The sequence below is a fragment of the Ruegeria sp. CDSC068 genome, from assembly GCF_059610545.1.
In genome coordinates this window covers 401,983-425,658 of sequence record NZ_JBXWNV010000003.1, presented here as the reverse complement: position 1 = coordinate 425,658, position 23,676 = coordinate 401,983, and the positions used below count along the sequence as shown (strand labels likewise).

General features: G+C 55.7%; 23 protein-coding genes. 11 read left to right on the top strand and 12 right to left on the bottom strand.

The genetic code is table 11. From position 1 onward, the window contains the following. Positions 1-492 (bottom strand): sugar transferase (locus AC2FID_RS09260; RefSeq protein ID WP_282169419.1); only part of this gene is annotated, 492 nt, incomplete at its 3' end. 791 nt (positions 493-1,283) lie between these two features. Between AC2FID_RS09260 and AC2FID_RS09255 the strand changes: the two genes are divergently transcribed. Then, a complete protein-coding gene (locus AC2FID_RS09255; RefSeq protein ID WP_496836476.1) occupies positions 1,284-2,450 on the top strand; it encodes a nucleotide sugar dehydrogenase in 1,167 nt (388 codons plus the stop codon). A gap of 234 nt (positions 2,451-2,684) precedes the next feature. Here the strand turns inward: AC2FID_RS09255 and AC2FID_RS09250 are convergent, their stop codons facing one another. From AC2FID_RS09250 to ugpB, 8 genes are all read right to left on the bottom strand, one after another. Then, a complete protein-coding gene (locus AC2FID_RS09250) occupies positions 2,685-3,386 on the bottom strand; it encodes an RNA polymerase sigma factor (RefSeq protein WP_496706633.1) in 702 nt (233 codons plus the stop codon). Next, complete coding sequence (locus AC2FID_RS09245) at positions 3,383-3,913, bottom strand: cupredoxin domain-containing protein (protein ID WP_496706632.1); 531 nt, start codon at positions 3,911-3,913, stop codon at positions 3,383-3,385. Before AC2FID_RS09245 ends, AC2FID_RS09250 begins: the two co-directional genes overlap by 4 nt. Further along, positions 3,910-4,329, bottom strand: a complete 420-nt coding sequence (locus tag AC2FID_RS09240) for a hypothetical protein (RefSeq protein ID WP_496706630.1) — start codon at positions 4,327-4,329, stop codon at positions 3,910-3,912. Before AC2FID_RS09240 ends, AC2FID_RS09245 begins: the two co-directional genes overlap by 4 nt. Positions 4,330-4,519: 190 nt before the next feature. Then, positions 4,520-5,464 carry a glycerophosphodiester phosphodiesterase family protein gene (locus AC2FID_RS09235; protein WP_496836475.1) on the bottom strand — a complete coding sequence of 315 codons (945 nt, stop codon included), beginning with the start codon at positions 5,462-5,464 and terminating at the stop codon, positions 4,520-4,522. Continuing rightward, positions 5,464-6,519, bottom strand: a complete 1,056-nt coding sequence (gene ugpC, locus AC2FID_RS09230; RefSeq protein WP_496836474.1) for a sn-glycerol-3-phosphate ABC transporter ATP-binding protein UgpC — start codon at positions 6,517-6,519, stop codon at positions 5,464-5,466. Before ugpC ends, AC2FID_RS09235 begins: the two co-directional genes overlap by 1 nt. A 3-nt stretch (positions 6,520-6,522) precedes the next feature. After that, a complete protein-coding gene (gene ugpE / locus AC2FID_RS09225) occupies positions 6,523-7,359 on the bottom strand; it encodes a sn-glycerol-3-phosphate ABC transporter permease UgpE (protein ID WP_282169689.1) in 837 nt (278 codons plus the stop codon). Positions 7,360-7,379: 20 nt separating this feature from the next. Further along, positions 7,380-8,261 (bottom strand): sn-glycerol-3-phosphate ABC transporter permease UgpA, encoded by an 882-nt coding sequence (gene ugpA / locus AC2FID_RS09220; RefSeq protein ID WP_058274560.1) that lies wholly within the window; start codon positions 8,259-8,261, stop codon positions 7,380-7,382. Positions 8,262-8,322: 61 nt separating this feature from the next. Further along, complete coding sequence (gene ugpB / locus AC2FID_RS09215; RefSeq protein ID WP_058277255.1) at positions 8,323-9,633, bottom strand: sn-glycerol-3-phosphate ABC transporter substrate-binding protein UgpB; 1,311 nt, start codon at positions 9,631-9,633, stop codon at positions 8,323-8,325. Between the two features lie 173 nt (positions 9,634-9,806). On the opposite strand from ugpB, the gene AC2FID_RS09210 reads away from it, so the two are divergent. The 9 genes from AC2FID_RS09210 to iolB all read left to right on the top strand — a co-directional run bounded on the left by AC2FID_RS09210 (position 9,807) and on the right by iolB (position 19,783). Next, the gene (locus tag AC2FID_RS09210; protein WP_472725097.1) at positions 9,807-10,709 is read left to right on the top strand and encodes a LysR substrate-binding domain-containing protein; all 903 of its coding nucleotides are present in this window, start codon (positions 9,807-9,809) and stop codon (positions 10,707-10,709) included. Positions 10,710-10,785: 76 nt separating this feature from the next. Next, on the top strand, positions 10,786-11,784 hold the full coding sequence (gene iolG, locus AC2FID_RS09205) for an inositol 2-dehydrogenase (RefSeq protein WP_496836472.1): 999 nt from the start codon (positions 10,786-10,788) through the stop codon (positions 11,782-11,784). Positions 11,785-11,920: 136 nt separating this feature from the next. After that, positions 11,921-12,862: a sugar ABC transporter substrate-binding protein gene (locus tag AC2FID_RS09200; protein ID WP_058274571.1), complete on the top strand. Its 942-nt coding sequence runs from the start codon at positions 11,921-11,923 to the stop codon at positions 12,860-12,862. 81 nt (positions 12,863-12,943) lie between these two features. After that, positions 12,944-14,068, top strand: coding sequence for an ABC transporter permease (locus tag AC2FID_RS09195; RefSeq protein WP_058274556.1), 1,125 nt, complete (start codon positions 12,944-12,946; stop codon positions 14,066-14,068). Position 14,069: 1 nt separating this feature from the next. Further along, entirely contained in the window at positions 14,070-14,888 is an 819-nt protein-coding gene (locus tag AC2FID_RS09190; protein WP_058274555.1) for an ATP-binding cassette domain-containing protein, read from the top strand. Between the two features lie 81 nt (positions 14,889-14,969). Next, complete coding sequence (iolD, locus tag AC2FID_RS09185; RefSeq protein ID WP_496836469.1) at positions 14,970-16,802, top strand: 3D-(3,5/4)-trihydroxycyclohexane-1,2-dione acylhydrolase (decyclizing); 1,833 nt, start codon at positions 14,970-14,972, stop codon at positions 16,800-16,802. Then, positions 16,799-17,698 carry a myo-inosose-2 dehydratase gene (iolE, locus tag AC2FID_RS09180; RefSeq protein WP_472725094.1) on the top strand — a complete coding sequence of 300 codons (900 nt, stop codon included), beginning with the start codon at positions 16,799-16,801 and terminating at the stop codon, positions 17,696-17,698. The genes iolD and iolE overlap by 4 nt, the downstream gene beginning before the upstream one ends. A gap of 48 nt (positions 17,699-17,746) precedes the next feature. Further along, complete coding sequence (locus tag AC2FID_RS09175) at positions 17,747-18,928, top strand: phytanoyl-CoA dioxygenase family protein (RefSeq protein WP_496836467.1); 1,182 nt, start codon at positions 17,747-17,749, stop codon at positions 18,926-18,928. A gap of 48 nt (positions 18,929-18,976) precedes the next feature. Then, a complete protein-coding gene (iolB, locus tag AC2FID_RS09170) occupies positions 18,977-19,783 on the top strand; it encodes a 5-deoxy-glucuronate isomerase (protein ID WP_496836465.1) in 807 nt (268 codons plus the stop codon). Positions 19,784-19,792: 9 nt separating this feature from the next. Here the strand turns inward: iolB and AC2FID_RS09165 are convergent, their stop codons facing one another. The 3 genes from AC2FID_RS09165 to iolC are packed head-to-tail and all read right to left on the bottom strand — an operon-like array spanning position 19,793 to position 22,455. Beyond that, positions 19,793-20,632: a class II fructose-bisphosphate aldolase gene (locus AC2FID_RS09165; RefSeq protein ID WP_282169432.1), complete on the bottom strand. Its 840-nt coding sequence runs from the start codon at positions 20,630-20,632 to the stop codon at positions 19,793-19,795. Further along, a complete protein-coding gene (locus AC2FID_RS09160; protein WP_282152138.1) occupies positions 20,629-21,465 on the bottom strand; it encodes a 5-deoxy-glucuronate isomerase in 837 nt (278 codons plus the stop codon). Before AC2FID_RS09160 ends, AC2FID_RS09165 begins: the two co-directional genes overlap by 4 nt. A gap of 9 nt (positions 21,466-21,474) precedes the next feature. Next, positions 21,475-22,455 (bottom strand): 5-dehydro-2-deoxygluconokinase, encoded by a 981-nt coding sequence (gene iolC, locus AC2FID_RS09155; RefSeq protein WP_282152137.1) that lies wholly within the window; start codon positions 22,453-22,455, stop codon positions 21,475-21,477. 115 nt (positions 22,456-22,570) lie between these two features. Between iolC and AC2FID_RS09150 the strand changes: the two genes are divergently transcribed. Continuing rightward, positions 22,571-23,674: a Gfo/Idh/MocA family protein gene (locus AC2FID_RS09150; protein ID WP_282169434.1), complete on the top strand. Its 1,104-nt coding sequence runs from the start codon at positions 22,571-22,573 to the stop codon at positions 23,672-23,674. Positions 23,675-23,676 lie beyond the last annotated feature (2 nt).

Here is a 23,676-nt window from a genome sequence, read left to right as displayed (position 1 = left end):
AACGTCGTGACGTTCCTGGTATCCAGGCACCTGCAACAAGTACATACGCGCATGCTCAATGTAATCCGGACGAGGTCCGACCAGGCTCATATCACCTTTGAAAACATTGATGATTTGTGGTAACTCATCCAGACGGCTGCGACGCAGGAACCGGCCCAGCGGCGTGATCCTGTCTTCCTCAAGCGGGCAATCCGCGCTGCGCTCGATCTTCCGAGCCGGGCGCATCGAGCGAAACTTGTACGCCGTGAAAGGTTTGCAGTTTTGGCCCATGCGCTCTTGCGCAAAAAAAAGCGGTCCCTTGTTCCAGAACGGGTTCAATATCAACAAAAGTACACCGCATAACGACATCAAAGGTAGCAGGAAAAGCGCACTGATCAAAAGATCAAACGCCCGCTTAACAATCTGAAACACAAAACTACGAAAAGGGCTGGAAAAACGACGCTTACCAATCGAACCAGAGCTATCATCCTCAGAAAAACTGGAATCAAACATCTCTACAATAGAACCTGATCATAATCTTTTATTACACACGCAAAGAGGGATGAGTTTTCGTTAATCGCTTAGTAAGCTCTTCGTGAGGTTGTCAATAGTTGTCAATCGGATTCGGCCCATATGTCGATGCATTTCACCTGCTATGTTGCATAAAAGGGTAGGTACGAATTCCCCACCTGAACCCATCCTGATAGTTGGAAGTGGTGAGGTATTATTCCACCGCAAAACGCAAGGCCGCAAATAGACCGTCGTACAGCTCAGGAAAAAAGGGGAGGATCGTCGCCGATCTGTTTTGATTGGATAATGGTTTGCGTCGATCGTATCCGCATTAGGTCATCCCGCCGCGTAAGAATGCCACGCAGCTTAAGCCAACGACGGCCGGAACCGCGTCAAAATAAGATGCTCGGTGTGAGGTACATCAGTCAGAACTTCATGGCCAAGAGCTTTGACCGGTAAACCTCGGAAATCTGGCCCAGAGGCGCTACCTTCGACAGATACCTCTCGGATAAAGCCCCCAATTTGTACAAGAAAGGTATGTGACAACATCAGTCGGCACTAAAATCTGACAAAGGCCATACCCGGAGGCTTTTTAGTATCGAAATTAGGTCCCGGGTTGTCTCGGTCAAAAGGCATCTATAAGCAGACTTCACTGTTAGTTCTTACTGTTCGAGATTGTGCGCGATGCTCATTGCTCCTGTTATCCTCTGTGGTTTTTTCGACAATCGCCCCCAAGACCCAGTCGACAAAAGATCAGCGTATTTTTACCTTCCTGTCTTCTTCGGATGAATGCCATGAAAATTGTAGTTGCTGGCCTCGGTTATGTGGGGCTGTCCAATGCGGTGCTTTTGGCGCAGCATAATGAGGTTACGGCGGTCGACATTTCTGAGGCGCGCGTGCAGATGGTAAACGACGGCCAGTGCCCGATTGTAGATCCCGACCTAGAAGAGCTTCTTGCCACCCGCGAGCTGGGCCTCAGCGCCACCACAAATGGCAGCGCAGCTTATGAAGATGCGGATTACGTTATCGTCGCGACGCCCACGAACTATGATCCGAAGACCAATTCCTTTGATACGTCCAGTGTCGAAGCCGTTGTGGCCGAAGTTCTGCAGGTGAATCTCACCGCCACGATCGTTATCAAATCCACTATTCCCGTAGGTTTTGTGCGCGACTTGCGTGCCCGAATGGAGACCGAACAGGTGATCTTTTCGCCCGAGTTCCTTCGTGAGGGGCGCGCGCTTTACGACAATCTGTACCCGTCCCGTATCATCGTTGGCGAACGTTCTGAGCGGGCGCGTGTATTTGCGGATTTGCTCCTTGAAGGGGCAAGGAAGAATGATGTCGAAATCCTGTTTACCAATCTGGATGAGGCTGAGGCGATCAAGCTTTTTGCCAATACTTACCTCGCGATGCGCGTAGCGTTCTTTAATGAACTTGATAGTTATGCAATGGCGGGTGGTATGGATACTCGTCAGATCATCCAAGGCATCAGCCTCGATCCGCGCATTGGTGCGCATTACAACAACCCTTCCTTTGGCTATGGCGGTTATTGCTTGCCCAAAGACACCAAGCAGCTGCTGGCCAACTACAACCACGTCCCGCAAAACCTGATCCGCGCCATCGTGGACGCAAACCGCACCCGCAAGGATTTCTTGTCCGACCAGATTCTGATGAAAGGTCCCAAAGTGGTCGGCATCTATCGTCTTGTGATGAAGGCGGGGTCGGACAATTACCGACAGTCTTCGATCCAGGGGATCATGAAGCGGCTGAAAGCCAAGGGTATCAAGGTCATCGTCTATGAACCGGTTCTAGAGGACGATGATTTTTTCAGAAGTCCGGTAGTCTCTGACCTTGAAGCCTTTAAGGCCGAAGCGGACCTGATCGTGACCAACCGGCTGACAGATGAGATCGCAGATGTGTCTGCTAAGGTTTTCACCCGCGATCTTTTTGGGGCTGACTGAACGCCCGAGATCAAGTGTTTCACGATAGCTGACGAACAGGGCCGGCAGTATGACATCGAAAACCACCGCAATTGGTGTGAGCTTGTCATGAAAGTGCAGGATATCACTGCCTAACAGCCGATGGATCACTTGACCGTCTGCTTTGGATCTTGTGTGGCCGTTCATCGTGCCCAGATTGATGATAGATCAGATCTTCCGCTTTGGTTGGTTCCGTGATCCCCGGTTAGTTGACAATCAGAGTTGGCCGTTAGCCCGCAGGTGCACGATCACGCGGCTTGCCATATTTGCGCATCGCTTGCCTCCGAATGGAAAGATCGCTTCGAATCCACCACGAACCTGTCGTTCAAGCGCTGAGCGCAGTCGGCGACGGGCGCGGAATAGGCGCGTTTTTACCGTGATCGGATTGATCTGCAGCTCACGGGCGATGGCCATAACGCTCATATCTTCGGATTCCCGCAACAAAAACGGAAGGCGCATATCGGGTGGCAGTTCGGAAACCGCGGTTTCCAATAATCCGCGGAGTTGTGCCCGACCTATGGCGGCATCGGGAAGTTCCGAATTTTGACCGGGAAATGTCAGGACCCGAGACAGGTGGGTTTCCTCAACAGTGTCGTACTCTTCCTCTGGCCGAAAACGTCTGCGTTGCATGCGAGCGGTATTGATGACGATCCGGGTTATCCAAGTCGAAAAGCTTGCCCGTTCCTGAAAACTGTCCAGTTTGCTGAAAGCGGACATATAGGCCTCTTGCAGCGCGTCTTCGGCCTCGGCCTCTGTATCAACAATGCCTCGGGCAACGCGGAACAGACGCGGGTTCAGACGACGGACAAGTTCACGGACGGCCGTTTCGTTTCCGCTCCGGGCGCCGGCCACAAGCTCTGCTTCGGATTTAGCTGTTCCGTATCGGGCTTCCTTCGCGTGACTTGTCCCGACCGTCATGATCCGTCCTTTCGCTTGATGTTACCTTTCGCGATTATTTCCTGTGCCAATGGCAATGCCTCCAAAACCTGATCGGATACATCGCTTTGATCTTCCGAGGCTCCTTCCCAACCCGCATCGGCGGGGGTCCCCACCACAATGCGGCCGACCATCGCCGCCATTTCGTGGGGCAGGCAATAGTAATCGTACACCCCGGGAGCTGTCAGAGTGACCTCGAAAAATGCATCGGGCAGCAGAAAGTCGCTGTCCCAGGGGTCCGCCGCCGCAGGAATGCGACGCATTCGGTCATAAAACTTGGGGTGATAGGCGGTCACCGTATGGCTGTTTCCCGGGTCTCGGTTGGTGAAACGGATGGTGGAGCCCGGTGCCACTGACAGGCCCAAGGGATCAAACCAGACCCTCTCGCCACGCGCGCTGCCGCGCATTTCAACATTGATAACTGTTTGTGCACCTGATGATCGTGTGACTGCGCAGGTAGCGATCGCGCCACCTGCGAGCCACAGCGCATGGCGTCGCGTGCAGATCATTCGGCCAGCCGTTCTTTTGCCCCCTCATCATGGAACAGCACGACATGTGCGTGGGGCTTTTCCACCCCGGGGTGACCGGCGTTGAAGTAAACATCTGTCGAACTGACAGTGTGCGACCCCAGACCCAGCCCGTCGAATGAAACTCCGTTCTGCAGATCGTCAAGCGGGGTCATATAGACCGTTGCCGACAACTGCCCATCGCGATCATAAGCCAGGAACGGACCAGCGGGCAGGGTGGCCGGGTCTACAAACAGCGTGCCAAGGCCCGGGATAAATTCCGGCAAAGGAAGCACGTCGCTCACTTGCACATAAGGATCACCGGCGGGCGCATTCATAAGAGCCTTTTCGTCATGCGCAGCGGCAAGCGTTGTGGTGGCGAACAACAGTCCGATTGCAGACACAGAGATTTTAGTCATGGGCTTGTCCTTTTCATAGTTCACATCCGGTGCGTCACAATTGGCACCTGTGTTATTGGATGCGCAGCGCGCGAAAAGGTTCCCAAGTTTCTTCGATGGTTTTTGATGGCCAACCGTATTGTGGGCAGCTGCGCGGGGTTTCCGAGTGATCAGGAATGTGTTTGCGACGTTCATGCCTAGACTAGCTTTGCTAGTGGATGGCACTCCACCTTATGCCCAAATCCGACAGATGCCTTTGAACCCGTCCGGGATAGTCAGACACGATTGCGTCCACGCCCAGATCAATCATCTTGTCGATGTCTTCGTGTTCATTGACAGTCCACACTGCGACGCACAGGCCCAGCTTCTTGGCAAGAACCACGTTTTCAACGGTCACATCCGCAAAATACGGACACCAAAGCGCACCGCCCGCTTCTTTGACCAACTTTGGAATTTCATCGCGACGGCCGCGAAAGTCCGGACAAACTGCTTTTGATGAATCCTCGCCCACATCGTCCGCGTTATCGGGAAGTTGCGTCAGGTACGAAGACGGCATATCGGGGGCCTGTCGCTGACATTCTTCCAAGAGATTCCAGTCAAAGCTGTGCAGAACCGCACGCGACGACAAACCCTTGGCGCGAACGTCTTGAAGAACCCGGCCGACGAAGCTCTGTCTGTAAACCGCATCATGTGCCAAATCAGGATCTGACTTTAGTTCGAGCATCAGACAGGCATCGCGGTATTTTGGGTCATCGACCAGTTCCAGCAGGTTCATCAGCGTTGGAACACGAACACCGTCCATTTGGGCCTGGTCTGGAAAACGACGACCATAGGCCGAATGCCCATCCAACCGTCCGATGTCGAATTGCTGCATCTGTTCGACGGTCAACGAGGAAACCTTTGGTTCTTCTCCCACCAAAAATCGACCATCGGCGTCTCGAAATGTCGGTGCGTGTAGTCGGTGGTTATGGGTTATGACCGGAACGCTATCTGCGGTCAGAACGACATCAAATTCCAGGAGCGGGACGCCGATGGACAGCGAAAAGTCAAAGCCAATCATGCTGTTTTCGGGTAAAATGCCGCGTGCGCCCCGATGCCCCACAACCCGGATCAGGTTTTCACCGCCACGAAAGGCTTCAACCTGTGGAAACGTCATCAGCTTTGCAGCCTTTCACCGGTTGAATGGTCAAACAGGTGCATATTCTCTGAGGTGATCGAAAACCGCATGTTCGGATGCTGGCCTTCGATTGGGTGGACACCTGGAAGGCTTATCGTAATCGCGTTGCCAGAGCCTTTGAGCTGACCGTGCAATAGTGTGTTTGCCCCCAACGGTTCCGCAATCTGAATCGTAGCTTCCAGCGGACCGTTTTCATCCAACAACAGATGCTCTGGTCGTATCCCCAACTTTACTGCGATATCAGGCCCCTGAGATGCGCCAACCTCAATTTCTCCGATCTTGACCGTCCCGTTTTCACGGCGGGCATCAAACACGTTCATCGCAGGGCTGCCAATAAACTGCGCCGCGAACAGAGTTCTGGGTGTTTCGTAAACTTCCAGTGGCGTTCCAATCTGCTCGGCGATACCGCCATTCATCACGATCATTCTGTCGGCCATCGTCATGGCCTCGACCTGGTCGTGCGTAACGTACAGGGAGGTGACTCCAAGCTTTTCCTGGAGCTCACGGATTTCCAGGCGCATCTGAACACGCAGTTTGGCATCGAGGTTCGAGAGCGGCTCATCAAACAGGAAGACTGCTGGTTCGCGGACAATGGCACGGCCCATGGCCACCCTTTGGCGTTGACCGCCCGACAGCTGTCTGGGCTTACGATCCAGCAAAGGTTCCAACTGCAATAGCTTGGCCGCGTCTGTCACCTTTTGATCGATCTGATCTTTGGGAAGTCCGGCAATCTTCAGGCCGTAACCCATGTTCTGACGCACGGACATGTGCGGGTAGAGCGCATAGTTCTGGAACACCATCGCGATGTCCCGATCCATAGGCTCTTTGTCGTTGGCCCGTTCCTCACCTATCCGGATTTCCCCGGACGTAACCGTTTCCAACCCTGCCACCATCCGCAGCAGCGTGGATTTACCGCAGCCCGAGGGGCCGACGATCACGATGAACTCTCCGTCTGCGATATCGACATCAATACCGTGGATCACATCCGTCGGGCCAAAACTCTTTTTGACGTTCTCTAGGGTTACTGTTGCCATTTCTTATTTCTCGCTATCGACAAGGCCGCGGACAAAGAGCTTTTGCATCGACACCACCACGATGACCGGCGGGATCATTGCCAGAATTGAGGTCGCCATGATCGTCGGCCAATGCGCAAAATCATCACCCGACGGGAACATCTGCTTGATGCCCATCACGATGGTGTTCATTTCAGGGTCTGTCGTGATCAGCAGCGGCCACAGGTATTGGTTCCAGCCGTAGATGAACAAGATCACAAACAGCGCCGCGATATTGGTCCGGCTCATGGGCACCACGATGTCGATGAAGAACCGCATCGGTCGCGCGCCATCCACGCGGGCAGCTTCGGCCAGTTCATCAGGGATCGTCAGGAAGAACTGACGGAACAGGAAGGTCGCCGTTGCCGAAGCGATCAGGGGAAAGATCAGACCGTAATAACTGTTGAGCATGCCAAACCCGGCAACTACCTCGAAGGTTGGAACAATCCGCACCTCGACCGGCAGCATCAGGGTCAGGAAGATCAGCCAGAAAAACGTCGTACGGCCTGGAAACTTGAAGTAGACAATCGCAAACGCTGACAGCAGCGAGATGATGATTTTGCCCACCGCGATGCCAATTGCCATCACCAGGCTGTTGAACAGCATCGTCGCAACGGGCACGTTTACACCCGAGAACAGCGCCGCTTTGTAGTTCACCCAGAACTGATCACCCGGCACTACGGGCATAGGTGGCGAAACGATGTCTGCCTGGGTCACGGTCGAGGCTACAAAGGCCAGCCAGATCGGGAAAAAGACGATCAAAACGCCTAGGATCATGAATGCATGGGTAAACCATATGCCTACGCCGCGTTTTTCGACCATTCCGTGTTGTTGGGCTGCCATCAGTAATGCACCCTCTTTTCCACGTATTTGAACTGAATGACGGTCAGTAGGCCGACAACAATCAGCAAGATAACAGATTGCGCCGAAGATGACCCAAGATCTTGCCCGACAAACCCATCTGAGAAGACCTTGTAGACCAGGATTGTTGTCGCCTGTTGCGGGCCGCCGCCGGTGATTGTGTGGATCACCCCGAAGGTTTCAAAGAAGGCATAAACAACGTTTACCACCAGCAGGAAGAATGCAGTCGGGGACAGCAGCGGCAGCACAATCGTGAAGAACCGGCGCCAGAAATGCGCGCCGTCAATCGCCGCCGCTTCGATGACCGAGCGGGGAACGGATTGCAGCGCTGCAAAGAAGAACAGGAAGTTATAACTGATGCGGCCCCAGGCCGAGGCGACAACAACCAACCCCATAGCTTCGGTGTCGTTCAGGACATGGTTCCAGTCATAGCCAAGCTGGCTGAGGTACCACGCCACAACGCCAACGCGTGTATTGAACATGAACAGCCACAGCACACCTGCCACGGCGGGGGCCACGGCATAAGGCCAGATCAGCAATGTGCGATAAACACCCGAACCTTTAATGAGTCTGTCCGCGATAACTGCCAGAAATAGCGCCGGTATCATTGAGCAGAGCGTCACAAGCGTCGAAAACACGGCGGTTGTGACGAAAGATGCGCGATAATATTTGTCGCTCAGAAGGAACTCAAAGTTGCCGAGCCCCACAAACTGCGACGACAGACCGAACGGGTCGGGAATGAACAGGGACTGCCACACCGCCTGACCGGCGGGATAAAAGAAGAAGACGGCGGAAATGATGACCTGTGGGGCGATCAGCGCCAATGGCAATAGCCAGCCGCGAAAGGTGACGCGTTTTTCCATCCTGAATTTCCACCGAAGAAAGATAATGCGGGCCCGAAAAGGGCCCGCATGAAGTTATGACTTATTGATTGGCGGATTCGAAGCGGCGCAGCAGCGCGTCACCACGTTCCTTGGCGCTATCCATCGCTTCCTGAGCAGTTTTCTCACCGGCCCAGACGGCCTCAAGCTCTTCGTCGATGATACCGCGGATCTGGTCGAATGATCCCAGACGCAGACCTTTGGAATTCGCGGTCGGCTCTTTCGCTGTCATCTGGATCACAGCGATGTCGGTGCCGGGGTTTTCGTCATAAAAACCTGCCGCACGGGTCGCATCACCCGCTTCGGCCGTGATCGGAAGGTAGCCGGTGTTCTGGTGCCAGGCCGACTGCACGTCAGACGATGACAGGAAGCTCAGGAACTCTCCGACGCCCTTGTACTCCTCAGGGTCATGACCTTCCATTACCCAAAGGGATGCGCCACCGATAATGGTGTTCTGCGGCTCACTTGTGACGGCTTCCCAGTAGGGCAGCGGGCGGACGTCAAAGTCGAATTCGGCCTCTGCCTTGATGCCCGCGTAACCTGCCGAACTTTCAGTGAACAATGCGCATTCGCCTGACCGGAAGTTCGCCCCGCCTTCGTTTCTGCGACCGGTATAGATGAACTTGCCATCCTTGGCCCAGTCACCCATCGCGGTCAGGTGTGCCACCTGCGCCGGACCGTTCAGCATCAGCTCTGTATCCAGACCGGCAAAACCGTTATCCTGCGATGCAAACGGAACGTCGTGATAGGCCGACATGTTTTCAAGATGGATCCAGCTTTGCCATGCGGTGACCAGCGGGCAGTCTTCGCCCCCGGCCTTGAGCTGTTCAAGTACGTCTCCCACCTTTTCCCACGTGGACAGATCCGTATCTGGATCAACACCGGCGGCTTCGAACGCGTCTCGGTTGACCCAAAGAACTGGCGTGGATGAGTTGAAGGGCAGCGAAAGCATGTCCCCGTCAGTGGTTGTATAATATCCTTTGACGGCACCGATATACGCGTCGGGATCAAAAGACGCGCCACTTTCAGCCATCACTTCGTAGACCGGCCTGATCGCACCTTCGGCTGACATCATCGTTGCCGTGCCGACCTCGAATACCATCAGGATTTGCGGCTGCTCACCGGCGCGGAAGGCGGCGATGCCCGCGTTCAGGGTTTCCGAGTAGTTGCCCTTGTGGCTTTCAACCACGACATACTCATCCTGACTGGCGTTGAATTCTTCCACTTGGGCTTTGACAAGCTCACCAAGGCGACCGGTAAAGGCGTGCCAGAACTGAACCTCGGTTTGTGCCATTGCCGCCACTGGGGACAATGCAGTTGTTACGGCGAGAGCGCCGAGAAAATTCTTTTTCATGATTCCTCCCATGCATCAGGTTCGATGCTTCGTTGAATACCGACCGCAACGGGTAAACGGCACACATGACGATTTCACGACGTTAACGTTACAGAAATATAATTCAAGCCCAATTTACTGGATAAAAAAATAACATAGTGTTATGAGGCGAGAACGGCAGATTGGGATCGGTAATGAGTCAAATTCTTAGGGTCCGGCAGTTAGAAGCCCTTATGGCTGTAACAACCAACGGCTCTGTCACGGCGGCAGCGACCGACCTGGGGGTGAGCCAGCCAGCCGTCAGCAGGTTGCTTTCGGATCTTGAAAAGTCACTTGGGTTTCAGCTTTTCGATCGCCGCGAAGGCCGGTTGGTGCCGACGCAGGAGGTTCGGTATCTTTTGCCCAGCGTCGAGCGAGTTCTGGAACTTATGAGGCAAATCTCTGACGTCAGCCAGGACATCACACAGCGCAAAGCAGGGCACATCCGTGTTGCATGCCTGCCGGGGTTCGCCACCAGCCATTTGCCCGATGTTGTCGCCAGATTCTTGAAGGATCGGCCCGGCGTCACCCTGACGATCGAACCTGACAGGCCTGAGCGCATTCTTGAATGGATGATCGGCGAGCAGTATGATTTCGGTATCACCGACAGCTTTAACGGTCACCCCGCTGTCGAAAGCTGGGATATCGAGGTCCGGACGGTTTGTGTGTTTCCCACCGGAAGTGAATTGGAAAACCTCTCTGAGGTCACACCGACGGACCTTGTAAACAGCAAAATTATCCACACCCGACGCGACAGCGACTTTTTCGGACGGCTCTCAAAAGCATTTCAAAGTGCCAATGTGGAATTGAATTCCCATATTGAAGTCAGGCAGTTCACGGCGGCATGTGAATTGGCCGTGAAGGGCGTTGGCGTCTCCGTCGTGAGCGAACTTGACGCCGTCCAATACGCAGCGCACGGATTAAGCTATCGACCGTTCAAGCCATTCTTGCCGCATACTCTCTCGCTTGTTCGCCCGATTTTGAAACAACCTTCACTGGTGACGCTGGAATTCATCGAGCAGTTCCGAGACAGCCTTGAGCCTTTCAAAGCAGAATAGGGCCGTCGAAATTAATTCTTGCAACCGGTTGCAAAAATATTGATTGTGTCACCTGAGAATTGATTCGGGGGACCGTATGTTGAAGATCGGATTGCTGGGGGCCGGACGTATTGGTCGCGTGCATGCGGAAGCGATTTCGGCACACCCCAAAACCGAATTGACAGCTATTTCAGATGCGGTGAATGATGCCGCTGTTGGATTGGCTGCTGAGTACGGGGCCAGGGTGCAAAGCTCTGACGAGATTATCGGTGATTCTACGATTTATGCGGTTCTGATCGCAACGCCGACAGATACGCATTCCGACTTGATCGAAGCGGCAACGCAGGCCGGCAAAGCGGTCCTGTGCGAAAAACCAGTCGATCTGGACCTTGAGCGAGCAAAAATTTGCCAAAAAGCCGCGGGTGCGACTGGTCAACCGGTCATGCTTGGCTTCAACCGTCGCTTCGACCCAAATTTCCAGGCGCTCAAAGCCGCCTATGATGCGGGCGAGGTCGGTAAAGCTGAACTCTTGTCCATTACGTCGTTTGATCCAGCGCCGCCTCCGCTAAGTTATGTCAAGGTATCGGGCGGGTTGTTCCGGGACATGATGATCCATGATTTTGATATGGCCAACTACCTGACAGGACAAATTCCTGTCACCATTTCAGCTGTGGGAACCTCGGTCGTCGATCCGGAAATAGGGCAGGCCGGTGACGTGGATACGGCTGTGGTAACAATGACTTATCCGGATGGCAGTCTGGCCGTGATCAAGAACTCGCGGCGGGCAGCATACGGGTATGATCAACGGGTCGAACTGCTGGGCTCAAGGGGTCTTTTGCAGGCGCATAATGTCCTTGAGAACTCAGTTGTTAAATCAACAGCCGACGGTGTGACCGGAGCGAAGCCAACATATTTCTTTCTTGAACGCTACATGGCCGCTTACCGCGCCGAATGGGATGCGTTTACGCGCGCCATTCAGTCCGGCTCGGACGTGCCGGTTACACTTGAGGATGGTGTCGCGGCGTTGGCGATGGCCGAAGCCGCAACACGCTCGGCACAGTCCGGAAGGCCGGTTGCGATGGAGGAAGTTTTTTGAAACCGGTTGCAAAATGATCGGATATCCGGAAACTGAAGGAAGCCCGATCACCGATCGGAGCAGACGAGATTCGGTTTAGCCGAATGGCCGGGCAGACCCGGCACCAAGATTGAATTTTCTATTGGGAGGAATGGAAATGAAAAAAATCGTAAAAGGTGTGCTGATGGCCAGCGCAGTCGCATTTGCCGGCGCCACAGGCGTTGCGGCAGAAGGCGAGAAGTATATTCTGGTCAGCCATGCTCCGGACAGTGACAGCTGGTGGAACACCATCAAGAACGGTATTGCCCTGGCGGGCGATCAGATGGGTGTTGAGGTCGAATATCGCAACCCGCCTACCGGTGACCTTGCCGACATGGCGCGGATCATCGATCAAGCCGCAGCTTCGGGACCCAATGGTATCATCACTACGCTGGCCGACCCGGACATTTTGGAAGGTCCGATCAAAGCCGCCGTGGATTCCGGTATCGACGTCATCATCATGAACACTGGCACGCCGGAAAAGGCGCGCGAAGTTGGTGCGCTGATGTATGTCGGCCAGCCGGAATATGACGCTGGATTGGCCGCTGGCCAGCGCGCCAAAGACGATGGCATCGGCTCGTTCCTGTGCGTGAACCACTATATCGTGCAGCCATCCAGCCAAGAACGCTGCCAGGGCTTTGCAGACGGTCTGGGCATTGAACTGGGTGAGCAGATGATCGACGCGGGTCAAGACCCGGCCGAGATCAAGAACCGAGTTCTGGCCTACTTGTCGGCAAACCCCGAAACGGAAGCCGTTTTGACACTTGGCCCGACATCGGCTGACCCAACCATTCTGGCGCTGGAAGAAAATGGCATGGCCGGTGACATTTACTTCGGCACCTTCGATCTGGGTGGTGAAATCGTCAAAGGCATCAAAAGTGGTGTGATCCAGTGGGGCATCGACCAGCAGCCCTTCCTGCAGGCCTACCTGCCAGTCGTCGTGATGACGAACTACCACCGCTACGGCGTTCTGCCGGGCAACAACATCAACTCAGGCCCCGGTTTCGTGACCGCTGACGGGTTGGAAAAGATCGAAGAGTTCGCGGGCGAATACCGCTGATCTTCAAGACGGTGCGGACGCATGACGTGTGTCCGCACCACCTGATGCAAGCATTCAGACGAACGCGCCAAGGAGGCAACAATGGCTGAGTCAGCGCAATCCGCAGTCGGTGGTGACGAGCGGGTAAAAGAGATATCACCTCTACGCCAGGCCCTGATACGCCCCGAATTGGGCGGAATGGTTGGCACAGTCGCGGTATTCACGTTTTTCCTGCTGTTCGCTTTTGACAGCGGCATGTTCACCAGCCAGGGCGTGATGAACTGGTCCGTGGTTTCCGCGCAGTTCATGATTATCGCAGTTGGTGCCTGTTTGCTTATGATCGCGGGGGAGTTTGACCTTTCCGTCGGCTCCATGATCGGGTTCGCAGGCATGATGATCGCGATTTTCTCGGTTACGCTTAGCTGGCCGGTCTGGATTGCCATCATGGTGACCTTTGTACTTTGCGTCTCAATTGGGGCGCTGAACGGCTTTATCGTCGTGCGCACCGGATTGCCCAGCTTTATCGTGACGCTGGCCTTCTTGTTTATTCTGCGTGGTTTTACCATTTTTCTACCGCAAACAATCGAGCGGAAAACAATCATTGGCGGTATCCGGGACGTGGCCGAGGGCGATTGGCTGGCATCGGTGTTTGGCGGCAAGATAGGGCAGGGCTTTTTCGTCTGGTTGGGCGATAATGACCTAATCGGAACTTTTGAACGCGGCACGCGTGAGGGTCAGCCGGTGGTTGATGGTATCCCAATGCTGATTATCTGGGCCATCGCGCTTATCATCTTCGGCCATGTGCTTCTGACCAAAACAAAGTTTGGCAACTGGATCTTCGCCTCGGGGGGTGACGCTGAGGCTGCGCGAAACTCGGGTGTTCCGGTGAACAGAGTCAAAGTTCTGATGTTCATGTTCACCGCCTTCTGCGCGACGGTTTTTGCGACCTGTCAGGTTATGGAATTCGGTTCCGCCGGTGCAGATCGCGGGTTGCTGAAGGAATTCGAGGCAATCATCGCCGTGGTGATCGGCGGTGCGCTGCTGACCGGCGGTTATGGCTCGGTCCTTGGGGCAGCGCTTGGGGCATTGATCTTTGGCGTGGTGCAGCAGGGGCTGTTTTTTGCCGGGGTCGAAAGCTCTTTGTTCCGGGTGTTCCTGGGCGTGATCCTTTTGGGTGCCGTGATCCTGAACACTTACATCCGTCGCATCATCACAGGAGAACGCTGAGATGACCGAAGATACCAATTTCCATCACGGTGATGTGCAGGGTCAGGATCCGATTATCCGGATGATCGACATTGAAAAGCACTTTGGCTCTGTGATTGCTCTAGCCGGGGTCAGCTTTGATCTGAAGCCGGGTGAGTGTCACTGCCTTCTGGGTGACAATGGTGCAGGTAAATCGACCTTCATCAAGACGATGTCCGGGGTCCATAAGCCGACAGCTGGCGAGATCATCTTTGAAGACAAACCCATGCATTTTGAGGACCCGCGTGATGCCATCGAAGCCGGGATCGCAACAGTACACCAGCATCTGGCTATGATCCCGCTGATGAGCGTCAGCCGCAACTTCTTCATGGGCAATGAACCCACGCGCAAAGTCGCCGGGATCAGCTTTTTCGACAAGAAGTTGGCCGACGAAATCACCATGGAAGAAATGCGCAAAATGGGTATCAACTTGCGTGGTCCCGATCAGGCTGTGGGTACGTTGTCAGGTGGAGAGCGTCAGACGGTTGCGATTGCACGGGCCGTGCATTTTGGCGCTAAAATCTTGATTTTGGACGAACCGACATCGGCTCTTGGCGTGCGCCAGACTTCGAACGTTTTGGCGACCATCGACAAAGTGCGCAGTCAGGGTGTGGGTGTGGTGTTTATCAGCCACAATGTTCGGCACGCGCTGGCGGTCGGCGATCGGTTTACAGTGTTGAACCGGGGTAAAACTCTGGGCACTGCCAAACGGGGTGAGATTTCGCCCGAAGAACTACAGGACCTGATGGCAGGTGGGCAGGAACTGGCCCAGCTGGAAGGGTCTTTGGGCGGAACGGTCTGACGCGGTCCCGCGCAGACCCAGCTTTCGAAAAACTGGTATTCAACGGACTGGCCGGGTGGCCTTGAGTTGAAAGGGATCAATATGGGCAAAACTATCAGACTGACCGCAGCGCAAGCTCTGGTCCGCTACTTGGGCGCGCAGATGAACGAGGCCGGAGAGCCGTTTATCGCAGGTGTCTGGGCTATTTTCGGCCACGGCAACGTGGCTGGCCTGGGTGAGGCGCTGCATGCTGTAAAAGACAGCCTGCCGACCTATCGCGGCCACAACGAACAGACGATGGCGCATTGTGCTATCGCGTATGCGAAGCAGATGCGGCGCACGCGCGCGATGGCGGTGACGTCGTCCATCGGACCGGGCGCGACCAACATGGTGACAGCCGCCGCCTTGGCACATGTGAACCGGTTGCCGGTTCTGATCATCCCCGGGGACATCTTCGCAACGCGTGGTCCCGACCCTGTATTGCAGCAGATCGAGAGCTTTGGGGACGGAACGGTCAGCGCGAACGACTGTTTCAAACCTGTCAGCCGTTACTTCGACCGCATCTCAAGGCCGGAGCATCTGCTAACCGCACTGCCAAGGGCTTTCCGCACGATGACGGACCCGGCCGACTGCGGACCGGCAACACTGGCCTTCTGTCAGGATGTTCAGGCCGAGGCCTACGACTATCCTGCAAGCTTCTTTGAGCCCCGCGTCTGGTATCAGCGTCGCATTCGCCCCGACGAAGGCGAACTGGCCCGCGCCGTCGCTGCCATCAAAGCGGCAAAGCGCCCGGTCATCGTGGCCGGGGGCGGAGTCCACTATTCGGGCGCGACGGACGCGTTGCAGAGTTTCGTGGAAACGCACAATATCCCGATCACCGAGACACAGGCAGGCAAATCCGCCCTGGCATGGGATCATCCACTGAACCTTGGACCCGTGGGCGTGACCGGTGGCGAACCGGCAAACTCGGTCTGCGCTGAGGCTGATCTGGTATTGGCCGTTGGCTCTCGCCTGCAGGATTTCACGACCGGCTCATGGGGTTTGTTTTCGAACCCACAGCGCGAAATGATTTGCCTGAATACCGCTGCCTATGATGCTGAAAAGCACGGCGCGATGCCCCTGCAGTCAGATGCGCGCGTTGGGCTTGAGGAGCTGGGTTCGGCTTTGCAAGGATACCGTGCCGATCCTGTGGCAGATACGCTTAAGGCGGATTGGTACGGCAAGGTCGACAAACTGACCGATGCCCCTGGCGACGGCAATGCGCTGCCGACCGATATGCAGGTGGTTGGTGCGGTTCAGCGAGCCTCGAACAACGATACTGTCGTAATGTGCGCGGCGGGCACCATGCCCGGAGAACTGCACAAGCTGTGGAAGGCCCCGCGTCCGGGTGCCTATCACATGGAATATGGCTTCAGTTGCATGGGGTATGAGATTGCTGGTGCGATGGGCATCAAGATGGCGCAACCGGATCGCGATGTGATCTGCTTTACCGGCGATGGCACCTATATGATGGCGAACTCGGAAATGGCTTCGGCTGCGATGATGGGCATCTCGTTCACCGTGGTCATTACCGATAATCGCGGCTTTGGCTGTATCAACCGTCTGCAGATGGGCACAGGTGGAGCCGAGTTTAACAATCTGCTGGATCATGCTGTGCACGAGAACCCCTCGGCCATCGATTTCGCGGCCCACGCCGCGGCAATGGGCGCGACCTCGGTCAAGGTCAGCTCGATTGCGGAACTGGAAGACGCGCTTGCCAAGCGTGGCGATATCAAAGGGCCTTATGTGGTGGTCATCGACACCGATCCGTACCCTTCGACCGAATACGGCGGGACGTGGTGGGAAGTGGCGGTTCCGGAAGTCAGCATCCGCCCCGAAGTGAACGAAAAACGCGCGGCCTATGAGCTGGCGATCAGGGAAAGAAACACAAAATGAGCGTGAAAATCGGGATTTCTCCGATCGCCTGGCAGAATGATGACCTGCCGGACCTGACCGCTGTGTATACGATGGAACAGGCGCTGAAAGAGGCGCGTGAGATCGGATACACCGGTGTGGAACGTGGTCAGCGGATGCCCAGCGATACCGAAGGGTTGCGTGCTTATCTGGAAGGCAATGATATCGCGCTCTGCGGCGGGTGGTGCTCGGGTGCCTCGCTGGTCAATGATTTCGCTGCAGAACGTGAGGCTGTGCGGGAACAGGTTGAGCAGTTTGTCGCCCTGAACAGCCCTTGCATCGTCTATGCCGAATGCTCAAACACCGTTCAGGGCCAAGCGGGTACGCCGGTGAACAACCGACCCAGGCTGACCAAAGACGAAGTATTGGCATATGCCGCCAAGATCACCGAGCTGGCCAAATGGATGGCCGATCAGGGGATGCCGATGGCCTATCACCATCACATGGGTACCATCATCGAGACCGAAGATGACGTGAACTGGTTGATGGAAGGTTCGGGCCCGGAGGTGAACCTGTGCTTTGACACAGGACACTTGTTGTTTGGCGGCGGCGATGTGATGGCGACCCTCAAACGCTGGGGCGATCGTGTGCATCACGTGCATTTCAAAGATATCCGCCCGGCTGTGGTGCAGGACGTAAAGGAGAATGATCGCAGCTTTCTCGATGCGGTCGTCGCCGGAGCATTCACCGTACCAGGTGACGGGTGTATCGACTTTCAGGCCGTGGCGAATGCGCTCAAATCCTTGGATTACAACGGATGGATCGTTGTGGAGGCCGAACAGGACCCGGCCAAGGCTCCGCCATACGAATATTCCAAGAAAGGCTACGAGCACATTCTCGACGTCTGTGGACAGGCAGGATTGGAGGTCCAGGCGTAACAAATCTCCCTACGGGGTTAACACCGAAGCCATGAAAAGGAGAAGATCATGGTAAATCAGCAGCTAGGTTTTGTCGGCTATTTCGACCGGGAATCCTGTGATCTGGATGAATTCAAGGTGTTGACCTCGCAGAACCTTACAAGCGATGTCGTCCCGAACGCCGCCACGATCGAAAAGAACGTTCCAGTCTATGACATGGACGAGCTGCGCCCTGCGCTGGAAAACGTAGGTAAGCGCAAGGCTCTGCTGGCCGAGTGGGGACATGTGTTGGACAAATCGTCGGGCGTGATCGTTCTGAAACGTGCGTTCGCCGATACTTCCGTAATTGACCGCGCAACCGATGTCTTTCGCCAGATCATAGTTGACGAAAGACAAAGCGGCGCGGGAGAGGGTGATCACTTTGCGGCGTCCGGGGCCAATGATCGGATCTGGAACGCCCTGCAAAAGCAATGTCTGCGCGACCCCGAGGGCTTTGCCCTCTATTTCGGGAACACGGCTGTTGCTGCAGCCTGCGAGGCATGGTTAGGGCCAAACTATCAGGTCACGGCACAGATCAATCAAGTGCGTCCAGGCGGTAAAGCGCAGCAGGCGCACAGGGATTACCACCTTGGATTTCAGAGCGCAGAAAGTGCTGCTCGCTACCCCGCACATGCACATCTGGTCACGGCATCACTGACGTTGCAGGGGGCGGTCGCCCATTGCGATATGCCGGTCGAAAGCGGGCCAACCAAGCTGCTGCCGTTCTCACAGCTCTATCCGCCGGGCTACCTGGCGTTTCATGACGAGGGCCATCGCGCGCATTTCGAAGACTGCTATATCCAGCTGGCGCTGGACAAGGGGGATGCTGTGTTCTTCAACCCGGCACTGTTCCATGCGGCTGGTGAAAATCGCAGTGCGGATATCGACCGGATGGCGAACTTGTTGCAAATCTCATCTGCATTTGGCCGCGCAATGGAAGCTGTTGACCGACGGTCTATGTCCGAGGTGGTATTTCCGTCGCTTGTTGCGTTGAAACAACGTGGACAGCTGAAAGGGGCCGAACTGGATGCAGTCATCGCCGCCACGGCAGAGGGATACCCGTTCCCGACCAATCTGGATACGGATCCTCCGGTCGGTGGCAACGCCCCGGAAAGTCAGGCCGACATTTTGCGTCGTGCTGTGTCAGAAGGCTGGACCGAACAACAATTGGCCGAGACATTCTCGGCGCTGCAAACAAGGCAAGCTGCCTGAAGGAATACGGGCGGGCATTCCAAGCCCGCCCCACACGGAGAAAAACACATGGCCGACCTGCTCAAAAAGCCCTTTGGGACCAGAGGTAAAGTGCATGACATCACTCCGGCCAGTGCCGGGTGGCGCTATGTGGGGTTTGGGCTTTACCACCTTCGGGCAGGCGATACAGTGGCCGAGGCAACGGGTGATCGCGAGGTCATTCTGGTCATGGTCGAGGGCAAGGCCCGCATCGCCGGAGCTGAGCGGGACTGGGGTGTTCTGGGCGATCGGATGAACGTTTTTGAGAAGACGCCGCCGCACTGTCTTTATCTGCCGAACGGCACAGAATGGACGGCCACAGCCGAAACGGATTGCGTGATTGCGGTGTGTACAGCCCCGGGCAAGAGTGGCCACTCTGCGCGACGCATCGGCCCCGAAGGCATTACTTTGACCGAGCGAGGCAAGGGCGTAAATACGCGCTATATCAACAACATCGCGATGGAGAATGAGGACTATGCTGATAGCTTGCTGGTGACGGAAGTGTTTACGCCAAACGGGCATTGGTCATCGTATCCCAGCCATCGACACGATGAAGATGATTTTCCGCGGATCACCTATCTGGAAGAGACCTACTACCACCGTCTGAACCCGGCGAATGGGTTCGGGATTCAGCGTGTCTATACCGATGATGGGCAGTTGAATGAGACTATGGCTGTATCCGATGGCGATGTTGTTTGCGTGCCCCGCGGTCATCACCCATGCGGCGCACCTTATGGGTTCGAGATGTATTATCTGAACGTTATGGCCGGACCGCTGCGCAAATGGCGCTTTGTTCCGGCCCCCGAAGTTGAATGGATCATGGAGCGCGACGCGTAACGCCCACGCCTAACTTTGCGCGGGCGCACCAAAGGCCCGAATGACCATGCGGGCTGCCGCCTCAACCGGGTCGTGGGTCTCTTTCAGGATTGTCACGCGGTCAAATCTGTCAGGGTCTCGGTTGACTGCCTCGCGCAGCGCGTTACCAAATGCCATGCGCAGTTCGGTACCGATATTGAACTTGCAGATCGACGTTTCCCGCGCCAACCGGCTGCGTTGTTCCACAGGCACGCCAGAGCCGCCATGAATGACCAACGGAACACTTGTCGCAGCGTCGATTCCGGCGATGCGAGCCTCGTCCAATCCGCCTTCTTTGTTTTGTTGCAGATGAACGTTTCCGACTGAGATGGCCATTGCGTCCACGCCGCTTTCACGAGCGAACTGCGCGGCCTCGTTTGGATCTGTCCCGTTCGATCCTTCGCCGCCGGAATACCCCACAAACCCGATCTCACCTTCGCAGGAAATCCCCGCAGCATGCGCCATTTCGGCAATGGCAGCAGTTTCGTCGATGTTTTGCTGCAGCGGCTTGCGTGACCCGTCAAACATGAGCGATGTGAACCCGCTGTCCAATGCGATCTTGCAGTCCTCGAATGTATAACCGTGATCCAGATGGGCCACGACCGGAACCGAGGCATTCTCGGCCAGGAAGCGAAACATCTTGCCCAGAACAGGCAGGGGCGTGTGTTCGCGGCAGCTTGGACCAGCCTGAAGGATCACCGGCGCATTTTCCGCCTCGGCTGCGGCTACATAGGCGCGCATATCCTCCCATCCCAGCGTAACAAGCCCGCCAACAGCGTAGCCGTTTTCGTATGCAGGGGTGAGGACGTCTTTGAGTGTGGCGAGGGTCATTTGAATTTGGCAATCATGTCTTTGATGCCTGGAATGGTCTCGACCTGATAGGCATGGGTTGGTTGGAAGTACTGGACCAGCGAACGCTGAGTCAGACCGCCAAGGATGGTGAAATAGTACATCTCGTATCCCGGCAGAACACAGCAGGGGTGATAACCCTTGTCGATGCAGATCGTTGAGCCGTCGACGATGTGATAGGCGTCGCCCGGTTCGTTGTCCTCACGCTGCAACATCTGAAGGCCCGATCCCCAGTTGGGTTTGAAACGGAAATTGTAGGTCTCGTCGTGCCGCGTCTCGTTGGGCAGACGGTTCGTGTCATGCTTGTGGCTGGGGAAGCCTGACCAGCCGCCCTGTCCCACGGTGAACAGCTCACTGATCAGCAGGCGACCCACTTTGTCGTGCTGTTTCTGGCCGAGGATGTGTTTGATTTTGCGATGCGTTTTAGTGTCGTCGCTGCCGTATTGCACAAGGTCGTGTTCACGCACATCGAACGGATCCAGTACCTTGTCGTACTTGGCGCCCGCTATGAAGATTTCGGTTTCATCCGACACGCAGACCAGTTGGACCTTAGCGCCGACCGGCACATAAACGCCTTCCGGATCCCCATCCCAGACGTCTTCGCCCCGCTTGCCCAGCTTGGCGAACTGCTCGCCTTCTACGTCGACATCGACACTGCCCGTGGCGGGCACGATACACGTCTCATAACCGGGCACCTGATATTCAAACGCTTCGCCCTTTTTCAGTTTGACGATGTTGAAGTAGTTCAGCGGAACCGTTGGATCATCGGCGTCGACGATCGGTTTGTTCTGATTGTCATAGGGAGCGATGTGCATGAGGGGTTCCTATGTCGTTGGGCCGGGATTGGCCGCAAGAAATGCGTCCAGTTCCGGAGTTGTTGGCATGGCCGGAGCGCAGCCGGGCTTGGACACGACGATCGAGGCACAGGCTGAGCCGCGCATAACCGCTTCTTTAGGCTCGCTTCCAGCGGCGATCGAGGCCAGCAGGCCGGCCATGAAACTGTCGCCAGCACCGTTGGGTTTGACTGCGGTGACGGGATAGATGCCGGTTTCGATTTCCTGCCCATCCACCAGAGTTACCGCGCCTTTTTCGCCCATCTTGTAGATCACGATCCGGCCCGGTTTCGCCGCCAACTCCTTGGCTTTGGCGAAGCCTTTGTCGATGCCTCCTGCCATGAAACCAAATTCTTCGTCATTGCCGACGATTAGATCGCTTGCTTCGCCCGCGCGCGACAGGACTTCGGCAGCAACCTCAGGTGATGGCCAACTGTACGGACGGTAGTCTATGTCAAATATTACCGGCAAACCCGCCTTTCGGGCGTTTTCGAACGCGCGAAACGTGGCGCTGCGCGAGGGTTCAGCGGCAAACACCGTTCCGGCAGATATCACGGCTGAAAATTTGCCGTAGTCGACCTTGTTCATGTCATCCTCGGTCACCTGAAAGTCGACTGCGCCGTTGCGGTAGATGACATTCTGAAATTCTTCGATCCGGCTTTCGTAAACGGCCAGAGACATGCGGTATTCACCACCGACGACGCGGATATAGGATGTGTCTACACCGTAGTGAGCAAGTTTATTCAGGCAGAAGCGGCCAACCGCATCATCTGAGACCGAAGTGATCAAGGATGCCTGGCTGCCCAGTTTGACCAGCCCCGCGCAGATATTTGCCGATGAACCACCCAGATCGGCGTGAAACATGTCGGCGTCTTCGCTTTTAACACCAACGGGATCGGCATACAGGTCCATGCCCGCGCGTCCAAAGACCGCAAACCGGTTTCCTTTGATACCGTCTATCAAAGCGCTCACGTCATGTCCTCCGGCAAAAATGGGCTGGCGAGGATCGTTGGTCCTTGCGTTGAATCGATTCACACGATACTGATTTTGCAACCGGTTGCAAATACATTGTTCGGAGCCGTTGCAGATGCCTGAAATCGGAATTGGAATAATCGGCGGTGGCTATATGGGCAAAGCTCATTCAGTCGCGATGTCAGCCGTAGGCCCAGTTTTTAACACAGCCTTGCGGCCACGACTTGAGATGATCTGCGCCTCCACGCCCGAAAGCGCCGAGCGATACCGCGCGGCTTACGGCTTTCGTCGCGCGACCTCGGATTGGTCAGTGCTGGTCAATGACCCGGCAGTGGATGCTGTCGTGATTGCCTCGCCTCAAACAACGCACAGACAGATTGCAGAGGCCGCGTTAGCCTTGGGCAAGCCTGTGTTGTGCGAAAAACCCCTCGGATCTTCTTTGGATGATGGGCGCGCAATGGTTGCCGCGGCCGAGGCCACGGGCGTCACCAATATGGTCGGGTTCAACTACGTCAGAACGCCCGCAACACAGTTTGCCCGTCAGTTGATAGCCAACGGTGAATTGGGGGACATAACCTGGTTTCGCGGCGAGCATACTGAGGACTTCTATGCCGACCCTGACGCCCCGGCCACATGGCGGACGTCCGGAATGGCCAACGGCACGATCGGAGATCTTGCCCCACATATGGTCAACGGTGCTTTGGCCCTGATCGGTCCGATTGTCGAGGTTATGGCCGAAGTCGAAACGGTTCATACTGAGCGCCCAGGCGGCACCGTCACCAATGATGACCACGCGCAAATCATGTGCCGGTTTGCCAGTGGCGCGATGGGCAATATCTATGTCAGCCGCATCGCGACAGGTCGAAAGATGGGCTATGCCTATGAAATTACAGGCACCAAAGGCGCAATCCGGTTTGATCAGGAAGATCAGAACGCCCTGTGGCTCTATCGGCGCGAAGGACCAGAGGAAGAAAGGGGCTTCACTAAGATCCTGACGGGTCCGGCGCACCCCGACTACGAGCCTTTCTGTCAGGGCCCCGGTCATGGAACAGGTTATCAGGACCAGATCATCATCGAGGCCAAAGATTTTCTTGAGGCCATTCACACGGGCAAAACGATTTGGCCCACATTCCGTGATGGGCATGAGGTCAACTGCGTTCTGGCCGCCGCGTTGAAATCGTCAGAGCAGCGGCAGTGGCAGGACGTCAGTACCGTCTGAAC